Below are 11,675 nucleotides of genomic sequence, written 5' to 3'. Positions count from 1 at the left end.
CCTCAGGACATCTGCATCGCGCGGAGCCGGCCAGCGGCCGGCACTACCGGACGCGGATCGCGCCGCTTTTGCCGCATAATTGCCGAATGACCGACGACCGCATCATCGCCGCCGGTGCCACCCGCGAAGACGAGGGCACCGACGCCAGCATCCGCCCCAAACGCATGGCCGATTACCTCGGTCAGGCCCCTGTGCGCGAGCAGCTGTCGATCTACATCGAGGCGACCAAGGCCCGTGGCGACGCGCTCGACCACGTGCTGATCTTCGGGCCGCCGGGCCTGGGCAAGACCACGTTGAGCCATGTGATCGCCAATGAGCTGGGGGTCGCGCTGCGCGTCACCTCCGGCCCGGTGATCGAAAAGGCCGGCGATCTGGCCGCGCTGCTGACCAATCTGCAGCCGCACGATGTGCTGTTCATCGATGAAATCCACCGCCTGTCGCCGGTTGTCGAAGAAGTGCTGTACCCGGCGATGGAAGATTTCCAGATCGACATCATGATCGGTGAGGGCCCCGCGGCCCGCTCGATCAAGATCGATCTGCCGCCGTTCACCCTGATCGGCGCGACCACCCGGGCAGGCCTGCTGACCGCGCCGCTGCGTGACCGCTTCGGCATCGTGCACCGGCTGGAGTTCTACACCCCGGAAGAGCTGACGAAGATCGTCCGGCGTTCGGCCAGCATCCTCAACATTGATTGCACCGCCGAAGGCGCGGCCGAGATCGCACGGCGCTCGCGCGGCACCCCGCGTATCGCCAACCGGCTGCTGCGCCGCGTGCGCGACTTCGCCCAGGTGAAGGCCGCCGGTCACATCGATCAGGACGTTGCCCAGGCCGCGATGCAGATGCTCAAGGTCGATCCGGAGGGCTTCGACGAACTCGATCGGCGCCTGCTGCGGACCATGGTCGATTACTTCGACGGTGGCCCGGTCGGCATCGAGTCGCTGGCGGCGGCCCTGTCCGAAGAGCGTGGCACGCTGGAAGACGTGGTCGAGCCGTACCTGATCCAGCAGGGCTTCCTGATCCGCACCGCGCGGGGCCGCATGTGCACGCACAAGGCCTACCGGCACATGGGGCTGAAGCCGAAAAACCCGCCGGCAGACCTGTTCGCGGAGGTCCCGGATGTCGGTTGAGCCCCGGGCTGAGCCCCGATTCAGTTGGCCGACACGCATTTACTGGGAAGATACCGACGCTGGCGGGGTGGTGTACCACGCCCGCTACGTGGCCTTCATGGAACGGGCGCGCACGGAATGGATGCGCGCATTGGGGTATGGTCAGGAGCGGATGCGCTGCGACCATGGCCTGGTGTTCGCGGTGCGCAGCATGACCCTGGATTTCCTCAAACCGGCGCGCCTGGATGATGCGCTGGATGTCACCGCCACGCTGGTGCAGTGCAAGCGCGCCAGCATGGTGTTCGCGCAGGCCGTGTGCCGGGGCGGGGAAACACTGCTGACCGCGCAGGTGAAGATCGCCGCGCTGGATGCAACCACCTTCAAACCGCGTGGCATGGACGATGCACTGCATGCCGCGCTGAAACACCTCGAATTTCCAGAATCCGCATACTGAGGAACAACGGATGATCGCAATGCTCCTGGCCCTGCAGGCCACGGTGACCGAAGCGCTGCCGCAGGAAGTCACCAGCGCCGCGGCGCAGACTGTCGCCCAAGCCGCGCATGGCGGTGGCATCAATTACCTGGACCTGATGATCAAGGCCAGCATCCCGGTGAAGATCATCGTGCTGCTGCTGTTGGCCGGCTCGTTCATCAGCTGGGTGATCATCTTCCGCAAGGCACGTGTGTTCAACGCCGCCAACCGCGCCGCCGACGAGTTCGAAAGCCGCTTCTGGTCCGGTGCGGACCTGGGCAAGCTGTACAGCTCGGCGACCGACCGCAATCGCCAGGTCGGCGGCCTGGAAGCGATCTTCGAAGCCGGTTTCCGCGAGTTCACCCGCCTGCGCGACAAGCGTCGCCTGGATGGCCGTGCCCAGCTCGAGGGCGCCCAGCGCGCCATGCGCACCACCTACACCCGTGAAGTGGACCAGATGGAGCGCAGCCTGGAGCTGCTGGCCAACATCGGCTCGACCGCCCCGTACGTGGGCCTGGTCGGCACCGTGTTCGGCATCATGGTGACCATGCACGACATGATCAACAGTGGCGAGCAGGCCGGCATCGCCTCGGTCGCCCCGGGTATCTCCGAAGCCCTGTTTGCCACCGCGATCGGCCTGTTCGTGGCGATCCCGGCGGTATGGGCCTACAACCGCTTCACCACCCGCGTGGAGCGCATGTCGGTGCGCTTTGAAACCTTCGCAGAAGAGTTCAGCTCGATCCTGCAGCGTCAGACCGCGGGCGACGAGTAAGCGCCCAGCACAGGAGTCCTGCCATGACCGCAGCCATTGGCCGCCGCAAGCGCCGAAAGCTCAAATCCGAAATCAACGTCGTGCCGTACATCGACGTCATGCTGGTGCTGCTCATCATCTTCATGGTGACCGCGCCGCTGCTCACACTGAGCTTTGAAGTGGATCTGCCGACCTCCCAGGCCAAGGCGCTGGAGAGCAAGCAGGATCCGGTAATCGTGTCCGTCCGCCTGGATGGCCAGCTCAGCCTGAAGCTGCCCGAGGCCAAGGACCCGGAACCGATGGATGCGGCCCGGCTGCAGGCCCAGCTGTCCGCGCTTTCCTCGCAGGACAAGAACCTGCGCGTGATCGTCGCCGCCGACAAGGCCGTGGCGTATGAGAAGGTGGTCGCGGCCATGGACGTGATCAAGCGCGCCAACGTGGAAAAGGTGGGCCTGGCGACCGATGCACGCTGAAGCCCTGCCACCGCAGCGTCAGCCTGACGAGAAGTGGGGTCTGCCGATCGCGCTGGCGCTCGGTGTGCACCTGCTGCTGGCCCTGATCTTCATCGCCGCCTGGTTGTGGTCGCCGCAGCGCACCACCGAAGCGGCCGCCGGCGATCCGGCAATCGAAGCCAGCCTGCAGCTGTCCGCCTCCGAAGCCTCGGCCGCGCGCCAGGCGCTGCGGGCCTCCGAAACGCTGCCGGACCTGCCCGAGCCGGTCGCCGAGCCCGAGCCGGTGCCGGAAGATACCGTCCCGCCGCCGCAGCCGATTGAAGAGCCGCGCCCTCAGGATGCTCCCACCCCGCAGCAGCAACAGGCCCAAGAGCGCATCGCCCAGCCCGATACGGTCGATCAGGAAGCGGTCAACGCGCTGGCGATCTCGGCTGAAAAGGCCAAGCAGGAGCAGGAAGCCAAGCGCCGCCAGGAACAGGTCGACCTGACCGAGCGCAAGCGCCAGGAGCAGGCCGAGCAGAAGCTGCGCCTGGCCAAGCAGCAGGAAGAGGCCGAGCTGAAGAAAAAGCTGGCCGAGCAGGAGCAGAAAGCCAACGACGCCAAGGCCGACGCCGAGCGCGACAAGAAGCTCGCCGAGATCCGCCGCAAGCGGGCCCAGGCCGAGAACGAAGCCAAGCTGGCCGAACAGAAGCTGCGCCAGGTCACGGCCGCGCGTGCCGCCAATGCCTCGGCTTCAACCGCCGGGGCGACCGGTGCCGCCAAGCCGGCTGCCGGTGCCGGTGGCACCAGTGACGATCTCAGCGCCAAGTACGCGGCGGCCATCCAGCAGAAGGTCTCGGCACAGTGGACCCGTCCGGATTCGGTCCCGCTGGGTCAACGTTGCCAGGTCTCGATCACCCAGATTCCGGGTGGGCAGGTGATCCAGGCCAAGGTCAGCGGCAGCTGCCCGTTCGACGAGGCAGGCCGCCGTTCGATCGAGGCCGCCGTGTTGAATGCCCAGCCGTTGCCATACCGCGGCTTCGAATCTGTGTTCGCGCGCACCATCAACTTCACATTCACTGCCCAGGATTGACCCGGCAGGCCGCTGATCCCGCCGGATCAGCGGTCATGGCAGGCGCGTGCCACGGGCCTTTGCGCAGGCCAACAGCGCCTGATGGGGTTAACGGCGTGTGAGTTTTGTGCGCCCGGTGACTCGGAATTCACACGGCCTTGGTTCATGATTGCGAAACTGTTCACCGCGGTCCTGTTATCCCTCGTTCTGGTTTCCCCCCTATTGAGCGCTCCATGAAAAAAATGCCTCGTTGGCTTGCCGTTGTTGCGGCCCTGTTGTTGCCCTTCGCTGCCATGGCGCAGCAGAAGGGGCTGGATATCGACATCATTGGCGGCAATGCCTCCGCCACGCCGATCACCGTCGTCCCCATGCCGTATCAGGGGTCGGCCGGTGCACCGCAGACCGATGTGGCCGCCGTGGTGCGTGCCGACCTGGACCGTTCCGGCCAGTTCCGCACTCTGCCGGAAGCCCAGATCGTCGAAAAGCCGACCCGTGGCAGCGAGATCCAGTTCGCCACCTGGCGCGCGCTGAAGCAGAACTACATCGTGGTCGGCCGGGTGATGGACGCCGGCGCTGGCGCCTATCGCGTCGAGTACGAGCTGTACGACGTGCCCAAGGGCGAGCGCCTGCTGGGCCTGGCGATGACCGCCCGTGGCAACGCCATGCGCGATGTCGCCCACCAGATGGCCGACGCCATCTATGAAAAGATCACCGGTGTGCGCGGCGCCTTCTGGACCCGCATCGCCTATGTCACCGCCAGCGGGAAGGGCGATGCCATGCGTTATGCGCTGATGGTGGCCGATTCGGACGGCTTCAACCCGCAGACCATCGTGCGCTCGGCCGAGCCGCTGCTCTCGCCGAGCTGGAGCCCGGACGGCAACAAGCTGGCCTATGTGAGCTTCGAGCGCGGCAACTCGGCGATCTACATCCAGAACATCTCCAGCGGCGCCCGTGAACTGGTCACCAGCTTCCGCGGCATCAACAGCGCCCCGTCGTTCTCGCCGGATGGCCGCCGCCTGGCCCTGTCGCTGTCGCGCAGCGGCAACCCGGAAATCTACGTGATGGACCTGGGCAGCAAGCAGCTGACCCAGCTGACCAACCACTTCGCCATCGATACCGAGCCGACCTGGAGCCCGGATGGCAGCAGCGTCTACTTCACCTCCGACCGTGGCGGCCGCCCGCAGATCTACCAGGTTGCGTCCAGCGGTGGCAGCGCGTCGCGCGTGACCTTCCAGGGCAACTACAACGCCACCCCGAGCCTGTCCTACGACGGCAAGAAGCTGGTGGTCGCCCAGGGCAGCGGCAACACCTACAAGATCGCGATGATGGACAGCAGCACGGGCTCGGCCCGCTGGAACACGCTGTCGCCAGGGTCGCTGGACGAATCGCCGAGCTTCGCGCCCAACGCGAGCATGGTGTTGTACGCCGCCCGTGAGGGTGGTCGTGGAGTGTTGTACGCCGTTTCGGCCGATGCGCGCGTGCGCCAGCGGCTTGTTCTGGCGGACGGTGATGTTCGCGAGCCTTCTTGGTCGCCATACCGTACAAAGCGCTAACAGAGTGTTAAGATTTCGCCGTATTCATCCCTCATCCGGCTTTAGGAGCCTCAAAGGTATCGCCATGAACAAGACCACCCGCGTTCTGCTTGTCTCCCTGTTGTCCGTGGCCGCCCTGGCCGGTTGTTCCAAGAAGGTCAAGGAAGTGCCGGCTGCCCCGGTTGATACCGGCAGCACCACCGCTCCGACCGGCCCGTCCACCTCCGGCCTGTACGGCCCGGGTGATCTGGATACCGATTCCTGCCTGCGCCAGCGCGTGGTGTACTTCGACCTGGACAAGGAAGACGTGAAGCCGGAATTCCAGGCCATCATGGCTTGCCACGCCAAGTACCTGCGTGACCGTCCGTCCTCGCGCATGACCCTGCAGGGCCACACCGATGAGCGCGGTTCGCGCGCTTACAACCAGGCCCTGGGCGAGCGTCGTGGCAACGGCGTGTCCTCGGCACTGCAGGCCAACGGTGGTTCGGCTTCGCAGCTGACCGTCGTGTCCTACGGTGAAGAGCGTCCGGTCTGCACCGAGTCGGGCGAGTCCTGCTGGTCGCAGAACCGTCGCGTCGAGATCGTGTACACGGCTCAGTAATAGATGCGCTTTCGATTTCTATCGATGATCGTTGCGGCAGCCCTCGTGGCTCCCCCACCGGCCAATGCGCAGCGCCAGAGTCTGGCCGACCGCGTCGGCGCGCTTGAGCAGCAGGCGAACAACAACCAGTCCAACATGGACATGCTCAATCAGCTGAATCAGCTGCGTACCCAGTTGCAGGCGCTGCAGTCGCAGGTCGAGCAGCTTCAGCACGACAATGAGCAGCTCAAGCAGTCCGCCAAGGACCAGTATCTGGACCTGGACAGCCGTCTGAACCGCCTGGAAGGTGGAGCCCCCGTGCTTCCTGCCGCCCCGGCCGCAGCCGCGCCTGCCCCCGCTGCATCCCCGAAACCGGCAACGGCCGCTTCCGAGCGGCCGCCAAGCGTGCACGGCGATGCCGGCAGCCTGGCCGCCAGTGGCGATGAACGCACCGCCTACAATGTCGCCTTCGATTCGCTCAAGGCCGGCAAGTACGACGACTCGGCGCAGCTGTTCATGAGCTTCCTCGAGCTGTACCCCAACGGCGTCTATACCCCCAACGCGCTGTACTGGTTGGGCGAAAGCTATTACGCCACCCGCAATTTCCCGCTGGCTGAGGCGCAGTTCCGCGACCTCATCTCGCGCTACCCGACCCATGACAAGGCGTCCGGTGGCCTGCTCAAGATCGGCCTTTCCCAGTATGGCGAAGGCAAGGTCGACCAGGCCCAGGCGACCCTCGAGCAGGTCGTGTCCACGTATCCCGGCTCCGACGCCGCGCGCACTGCGCAGGACCGTCTGCAGTCGATCCGGCTGGGTCAGCAGATCCGCTGAACCCGCCCCGGGCCGCTCAAGCGGCCGGGCCCGGTATAATGATGGATTGCCAACCGGGCGCTGCCCGGTCCTCCGTGCCGGGCCATGCCCGGCTGTTGTCGTTTCCGAAGCCGTCCGCCAAGAATCACCGCCATGACTACGAGCCTGTCCGCTGCCGCCGCACTCCCCAGTGAGATCGTGCAGTCCCCACTGCCGCGACTGAAGATCACCGAGATCTTCCTGTCCCTGCAGGGCGAAGCCGATACCGCCGGCTGGCCGACCGTGTTCGTGCGCCTGACCGGCTGCCCGTTGCGCTGCACCTATTGCGATACCGCCTACGCCTTCCATGGCGGCACCTGGTGGGACATCGACGCGATCGTGGACGAAGTGCTGGCCCAGGGCGTTCACCACGTCTGCGTGACCGGTGGCGAGCCGCTGGCGCAGAAGCGCTGCCTGGTGCTGCTGGAGAAGCTCTGCGACGCCGGCCTGGACGTCTCGCTGGAGACCTCGGGTGCGCTGGATGTCAGTGGCGTGGATCCGCGCGTGTCGCGCGTGGTCGACCTGAAGACCCCCGGCTCCGGCGAAATGGCCCGCAACCGCCTGGAGAACCTGCCGCTGCTGACCAAGCGCGACCAGATCAAGTTCGTCCTGTGCAGCCGTGAGGATTACGAATGGGCCCGCGGCATGGTCCGCGAGCATCGCCTCAACGAGCGCAGCATGGTGTTGTTCTCGCCGAGCAAGAGCGAGGTCAGCCCGCGCGAGCTGGCCGACTGGATCGTGGCCGACCGCCTGCCGGTGCGCTTCCAGATGCAGCTGCATAAGCTTTTATGGAATGACGAGCCGGGCCGATAAGCCGCCTCGGCATTCCCTGACGTACCCGGCGCGGGACAGCGTGCTGGCTCCCTGCAAACCACCGGAAACACCCCCCATGAAAAAAGCAGTCGTCCTCCTGTCCGGCGGCATGGACTCCGCCGCCGTTGTCGCCATCGCCCGCGAGCAGGGTTTTGCCGTCCACGCCCTGAGCGTGCGCTACGGCCAGCGCCACACCTCCGAACTCGATGCCGCCGCGGCGGTCGCCAGCGCGCTTGGCGCGGTCGCCCACAAGACCGTCAATGTCGACCTGCGCAGCATCGGCGGCTCGGCCCTGACCGACGATATCGACGTTCCTGAAGCGGGCGGGGAGGGCATCCCGGTCACCTACGTGCCGGCGCGCAATACCATCATGCTGTCCGTCGCACTCGGCTGGGCCGAGGTGCTGGGCGCCAACGACATCTTCTGCGGCGTCAACGCCGTGGACTATTCCGGCTACCCGGATTGCCGCCCCGAATTCATCCAGGCCTTCCAGACGTTGGCCAACCTGGCGACCAAGGCGGGCGTGGAAGGCGCGGGCATCCAGGTCCACGCGCCGCTGCAGTTCCTGAGCAAGGCCGATATCGTGCGTGAAGGCGTCCGCCTGGGCGTGGACTTCGGCCTGACCGTGTCCTGCTACAACGCCGACGACCAGGGCCGAGCCTGCGGGCATTGCGACGCCTGCCGCCTGCGCGCGCAGGGTTTCACGGATGCCGGCGTGCCGGACCCGACTCAGTACGTGTGATGCGGGACGGGTACGCATGAGCGCGAAGATGCGTTAGAATGCGCACCCCCGGCGTCACGTCGGGGATGCAATGGGCCGTTAGCTCAGTTGGTAGAGCAGAAGACTTTTAATCTTTTGGTCGATGGTTCGAATCCATCACGGCCCACCATTGCATCCATGATCAAGGCGACCGCGAGGTCGCCTTTTTCATGCGCGGAGCTGGGCGTGTCCGCAACCGCCGGGCGAGGCACCAGCTGTCTGCATCTGACAACACTTCGCGAAGGTCCCTGACCCACGTTGAGGCCGTGGCTGATGCCCGTTCGTCACGTACGCGCGCACGCTGCCCGCACTGACCTTGGGCACGGCACGCGGCCATTTCGCAGAAGGCAACGGCGCCGCCCGGTCGACACGGGGCGATGTGATGACGCTGCTGTTGGAGCTGCTGCAGGCCGCGCTCGTCTTCACCGCGGTGCTGGGCGTGGCGACGGGGGTGCAGCTCGGGTGGCGTTGGTATCGGCGCCGGGATGACGGGCCAGCGACGGCCGGCATGGGGCGCGGCCGCCAGTGACATCGCGCGGGATTCCGCGGCGACGGGCATGCCCGGCCGCGATGCGGATCAAGCGCTCGCGCGTGCCCGCGGTGTACTGCGCAGCGAGCGCAGCAGGCACAAGGCCGACACCAGGCAGGCAAGAATGATCGCCATCGACACCGGCAGCTGAAATGCGCGATGGCCATGCAGCGCGAAGCCGAGGTGGATGATGAAGGTGGCCAGGCCCAGTGCCGCGCAGAGCCTCGCGAAACCGCGTGCCTTGCCGGTCTGCAGCACCACATGGCGGTAGCCGAGCACCAGCACGCCCACGGCGATCAGATTGAACACCAGGAAGCCCTGCACGCCACCTGGCAGCAGGAACATCTCCCACTCACGCCAGAAGGCGGCATCGATCTGATGGAGAATCAAGGCGAGCAGCGTGGCGAAGTAACGTCGTTCCATGAGGTGGGCGATGCCAGACGCTGCGGATCCTGCAGCGTGCGTAGTGTAGCGGCCCACCACGTGTGACTACTGCGCCGCCGGGGGCCGGACTCAATGCATCCCGATATCGCCGGTGAGCGTATCCACCACGCGCTGCGCCCGTGCCCGTGCGCTTTCTCCACTGCGCGGAACAACGGGCAGGTCCGGGGTGATGCCGGCAACTTCGTCGCTGCCGTCGGCACGCAGGCGTACGCAGTTCGGCACGCGCACACGCAGGTGCGAATGGGGGAGTTCAGGCGGCGCCTCTGCACTCATGAACCCACAGCCATAGCCACCGCTGCGCGTACCGACCACGCGGGCGATGTGGTCGTCCTGCATGCGCGCGGCAAACATTTCGGCCGAGGAAGCGGTCTTTCCGTTGGTCAACACATACACCGGGCCATTCCATGCGCCCCAGTGCCCGCGCACATCCTGTGCCCAGTCCAGGCGGTGGGCGATCAGGAAATCATCGAGGGTGTCCACGGCAGGGCTCGGCAGCGGACCGCCGGACGTACCCGCCGCGACCAGACGTCGGCACGGTGCGGCGTCCCATGCCTGCTGCGTGTGCCAGGCCCAGGACAGATCGCAGGGCGGCATCGCCGCCGCCTGCCGCGATGCCTGGAAGACGGCGCGCTGCGTGCTCAACAGCCGGCGGGCGGCCGACTTGGGGTGGTGATGGCGCAGCGCGTCGTCGAGGCGGTCGTACTGCTCATCCAGATACGGTTTGCCCGCCGCCGACTGGCTGACTTCCAGCACAGCGGAGGCCACCGGCTGCGAAGTGAACAGGCGCGCGAGTGTGTCGCCGCTGTCGTCGCCGCCCGGGTTGTCACCCACATCCACCAGCACCGCGTCCACGCCCTCCTGCTGGAAGCGTCGCAGGCTGGCGGCAATCGCGGCGACCCAGCTGCGGCCCAATGTGCCGCGCATCTCGGCGGTGGAGCCGGCCTGCCGCAGGTGTGGCCACAACGCGTGGCACACGCCTGGATAGCGCAGCGCATCGAACTCGTGCAGCCGCAGCAGGCCGATCGTGTGCCCGTCCGGCAAGGACAGCGTGCCGGCGCGCAGCATGGGGTCGGCCACATCGTTCAAGGGGTGGTAACCCGGCAGCGTGTCCAGCGGCAGGCTGAAATCGTGGCGACCCTCGTCGGATACACCAAGCAATGCACAGCCTGCGCCAGCGCCCAGGGCCCGTGGGTCCACAGCAGCGGGCGCCGGGGAGCTGGGGGCGTGTTCAAGCGGATCGAGAAGACTGAGGTGGCCGTCATGGAAGCCGGCCAGGAAGGTGCGAAGGGCCTGGGCCGCTTGCGCATCGGTATGCGCTTCGGCCAACGAGCGCTGCGCGGACGCATCCAGCGCGGGGAGATCCACACCGCCCTGAGGCGAGGCGACCCAGGCCAGATGCGCGTAATCCTGCTCCAGGACCTGCTTGAGTGCCGCATGGTCGGCCTGCCAGGCGCTGCGATCGAATGCCGGTGTGGCACGGGATGCTTCCGGCGATGCCATGGTCAGCATCGCCAGCGTGATCACGATCCCTCTCGTTCCTGCCATACAGCCTCCTTGCGGCCCGGAGCGATGCCCATACGGGGCGAGGGCGACCGGATCATGCGTGCGCGATTGACTGCCTTGGATCGTAGCCAATGTGCTTCACCGTCGGTAGTCCCGCTCACGCCGCCGTACCCCTGGCGGGCGCACCATCACGCCATACCCGGCCACAGTGGGCGTCCACGATCCCACGGAGCGCTGTCATGACGACTGCTACTAACGGTCACGCGATACGCGAGCTGAACCAGATCATCGGTATCGCGCGCGACGGTCACGAGATCTACGCGAAGGCGATTGCCGGCGTGCAGATGCACGATCCGCAGTTGAGCGCTTTGATGATGCGGATGGCTGCATCGAAAACGCACATCGTCGATGGCGTCACGCGACTGGTGCGCGATGCCGGCGGCCAGCCCGCCCGCCACGGCACCCTGGCCGGCAACGTCCGGGGGTGCTTTGGCTGGCTGGGGACCGTGCTGGGCGATGCGGGAATCCAATACGTGAGCGAGAGCCAAGCCGCAGAGGGGCGACTGGTACGCGCGCTGGAGAGCAGCGTGCAGGACGGCGCACTGCCGGCACACGCACGACGCACGCTCAATGGCATGCTGCTGGAGACGCGGCTGTGCTGGGATGACATGCGCCAGCAGCTGGATACGCTGCGAGAGCGCGACGCGTAAGCGCCAGTGCGGCATAACGAACGTACGCGGAAGAACGGATCCCGGCGGTTCGCGGTGCATCGGCCGTGTTGCCCGATCGGATGCTTGCGGCCAGACATGTGAGGGGGGCGCGGATGCGCAGCC

General features: G+C 66.4%; 14 protein-coding genes and 1 tRNA gene. 13 read left to right on the top strand and 2 right to left on the bottom strand.

Features of this window, described 5'->3' with window-relative positions; translation table 11 throughout:
- Positions 1–86: 86 nt before the first annotated feature.
- The 12 genes from ruvB to ACE026_RS16825 all read left to right on the top strand — a co-directional run bounded on the left by ruvB (position 87) and on the right by ACE026_RS16825 (position 8,895).
- Positions 87–1,127 (top strand): Holliday junction branch migration DNA helicase RuvB, encoded by a 1,041-nt coding sequence (ruvB, locus tag ACE026_RS16880; protein WP_121039149.1) that lies wholly within the window; start codon positions 87–89, stop codon positions 1,125–1,127.
- Complete coding sequence (gene ybgC, locus ACE026_RS16875) at positions 1,117–1,560, top strand: tol-pal system-associated acyl-CoA thioesterase (RefSeq protein WP_486039999.1); 444 nt, start codon at positions 1,117–1,119, stop codon at positions 1,558–1,560. The genes ruvB and ybgC overlap by 11 nt, the downstream gene beginning before the upstream one ends.
- A 10-nt stretch (positions 1,561–1,570) precedes the next feature.
- Positions 1,571–2,350: a protein TolQ gene (gene tolQ / locus ACE026_RS16870; RefSeq protein ID WP_486039998.1), complete on the top strand. Its 780-nt coding sequence runs from the start codon at positions 1,571–1,573 to the stop codon at positions 2,348–2,350.
- Positions 2,351–2,373: 23 nt separating this feature from the next.
- Positions 2,374–2,802, top strand: coding sequence for a protein TolR (tolR, locus tag ACE026_RS16865; protein WP_019185220.1), 429 nt, complete (start codon positions 2,374–2,376; stop codon positions 2,800–2,802).
- Positions 2,792–3,853, top strand: a complete 1,062-nt coding sequence (gene tolA, locus ACE026_RS16860; protein WP_486039997.1) for a cell envelope integrity protein TolA — start codon at positions 2,792–2,794, stop codon at positions 3,851–3,853. Before tolR ends, tolA begins: the two co-directional genes overlap by 11 nt.
- A gap of 212 nt (positions 3,854–4,065) precedes the next feature.
- The gene (gene tolB / locus ACE026_RS16855; RefSeq protein WP_486039995.1) at positions 4,066–5,385 is read left to right on the top strand and encodes a Tol-Pal system beta propeller repeat protein TolB; all 1,320 of its coding nucleotides are present in this window, start codon (positions 4,066–4,068) and stop codon (positions 5,383–5,385) included.
- Between the two features lie 64 nt (positions 5,386–5,449).
- A complete protein-coding gene (gene pal / locus ACE026_RS16850; protein WP_319209808.1) occupies positions 5,450–5,965 on the top strand; it encodes a peptidoglycan-associated lipoprotein Pal in 516 nt (171 codons plus the stop codon).
- 3 nt (positions 5,966–5,968) lie between these two features.
- Positions 5,969–6,775, top strand: coding sequence for a tol-pal system protein YbgF (gene ybgF / locus ACE026_RS16845; RefSeq protein WP_486039994.1), 807 nt, complete (start codon positions 5,969–5,971; stop codon positions 6,773–6,775).
- Positions 6,776–6,907: 132 nt separating this feature from the next.
- Positions 6,908–7,606 carry a 7-carboxy-7-deazaguanine synthase QueE gene (queE, locus tag ACE026_RS16840; protein ID WP_486039992.1) on the top strand — a complete coding sequence of 233 codons (699 nt, stop codon included), beginning with the start codon at positions 6,908–6,910 and terminating at the stop codon, positions 7,604–7,606.
- A gap of 76 nt (positions 7,607–7,682) precedes the next feature.
- Positions 7,683–8,348: a 7-cyano-7-deazaguanine synthase QueC gene (gene queC / locus ACE026_RS16835; RefSeq protein ID WP_486039991.1), complete on the top strand. Its 666-nt coding sequence runs from the start codon at positions 7,683–7,685 to the stop codon at positions 8,346–8,348.
- A gap of 72 nt (positions 8,349–8,420) precedes the next feature.
- Positions 8,421–8,496: transfer RNA gene (locus tag ACE026_RS16830), tRNA-Lys, on the top strand.
- Between the two features lie 252 nt (positions 8,497–8,748).
- Positions 8,749–8,895 (top strand): hypothetical protein, encoded by a 147-nt coding sequence (locus tag ACE026_RS16825; protein ID WP_486039989.1) that lies wholly within the window; start codon positions 8,749–8,751, stop codon positions 8,893–8,895.
- Between the two features lie 48 nt (positions 8,896–8,943).
- On the opposite strand, the gene ACE026_RS16820 is transcribed toward ACE026_RS16825, so the two are convergent.
- Positions 8,944–9,318, bottom strand: a complete 375-nt coding sequence (locus ACE026_RS16820) for a DUF6713 family protein (RefSeq protein WP_486039988.1) — start codon at positions 9,316–9,318, stop codon at positions 8,944–8,946.
- A gap of 90 nt (positions 9,319–9,408) precedes the next feature.
- On the bottom strand, positions 9,409–10,884 hold the full coding sequence (locus ACE026_RS16815; protein WP_486039987.1) for a S41 family peptidase: 1,476 nt from the start codon (positions 10,882–10,884) through the stop codon (positions 9,409–9,411).
- Between the two features lie 197 nt (positions 10,885–11,081).
- Between ACE026_RS16815 and ACE026_RS16810 the strand changes: the two genes are divergently transcribed.
- Positions 11,082–11,552 carry a PA2169 family four-helix-bundle protein gene (locus ACE026_RS16810; protein WP_486039986.1) on the top strand — a complete coding sequence of 157 codons (471 nt, stop codon included), beginning with the start codon at positions 11,082–11,084 and terminating at the stop codon, positions 11,550–11,552.
- The last annotated feature ends 123 nt before the right edge of the window (positions 11,553–11,675 follow it).

This window comes from Stenotrophomonas sp. AGC87, from assembly GCF_057333975.1.
Note: the sequence above shows the minus strand (reverse complement) of the source record. Positions and strands in the feature narration are given on the sequence as shown.

Bases quoted from the DNA above. Each gene is read 5' to 3' on its own strand.
- ruvB (WP_121039149.1), top strand. From the start codon at position 87: ATGACCGACGACCGCATCATCGCCGCCGGTGCCACCCGCGAAGACGAG.
- ybgC (WP_486039999.1), top strand. From the start codon at position 1,117: ATGTCGGTTGAGCCCCGGGCTGAGCCCCGATTCAGTTGGCCGACACGC.
- tolQ (WP_486039998.1), top strand. From the start codon at position 1,571: ATGATCGCAATGCTCCTGGCCCTGCAGGCCACGGTGACCGAAGCGCTG.
- tolR (WP_019185220.1), top strand. From the start codon at position 2,374: ATGACCGCAGCCATTGGCCGCCGCAAGCGCCGAAAGCTCAAATCCGAA.
- tolA (WP_486039997.1), top strand. From the start codon at position 2,792: ATGCACGCTGAAGCCCTGCCACCGCAGCGTCAGCCTGACGAGAAGTGG.
- tolB (WP_486039995.1), top strand. From the start codon at position 4,066: ATGAAAAAAATGCCTCGTTGGCTTGCCGTTGTTGCGGCCCTGTTGTTG.
- pal (WP_319209808.1), top strand. From the start codon at position 5,450: ATGAACAAGACCACCCGCGTTCTGCTTGTCTCCCTGTTGTCCGTGGCC.
- ybgF (WP_486039994.1), top strand. From the start codon at position 5,969: ATGCGCTTTCGATTTCTATCGATGATCGTTGCGGCAGCCCTCGTGGCT.
- queE (WP_486039992.1), top strand. From the start codon at position 6,908: ATGACTACGAGCCTGTCCGCTGCCGCCGCACTCCCCAGTGAGATCGTG.
- queC (WP_486039991.1), top strand. From the start codon at position 7,683: ATGAAAAAAGCAGTCGTCCTCCTGTCCGGCGGCATGGACTCCGCCGCC.
- ACE026_RS16825 (WP_486039989.1), top strand. From the start codon at position 8,749: ATGACGCTGCTGTTGGAGCTGCTGCAGGCCGCGCTCGTCTTCACCGCG.
- ACE026_RS16820 (WP_486039988.1), bottom strand. From the start codon at position 9,318: ATGGAACGACGTTACTTCGCCACGCTGCTCGCCTTGATTCTCCATCAG.
- ACE026_RS16815 (WP_486039987.1), bottom strand. From the start codon at position 10,884: ATGGCAGGAACGAGAGGGATCGTGATCACGCTGGCGATGCTGACCATG.
- ACE026_RS16810 (WP_486039986.1), top strand. From the start codon at position 11,082: ATGACGACTGCTACTAACGGTCACGCGATACGCGAGCTGAACCAGATC.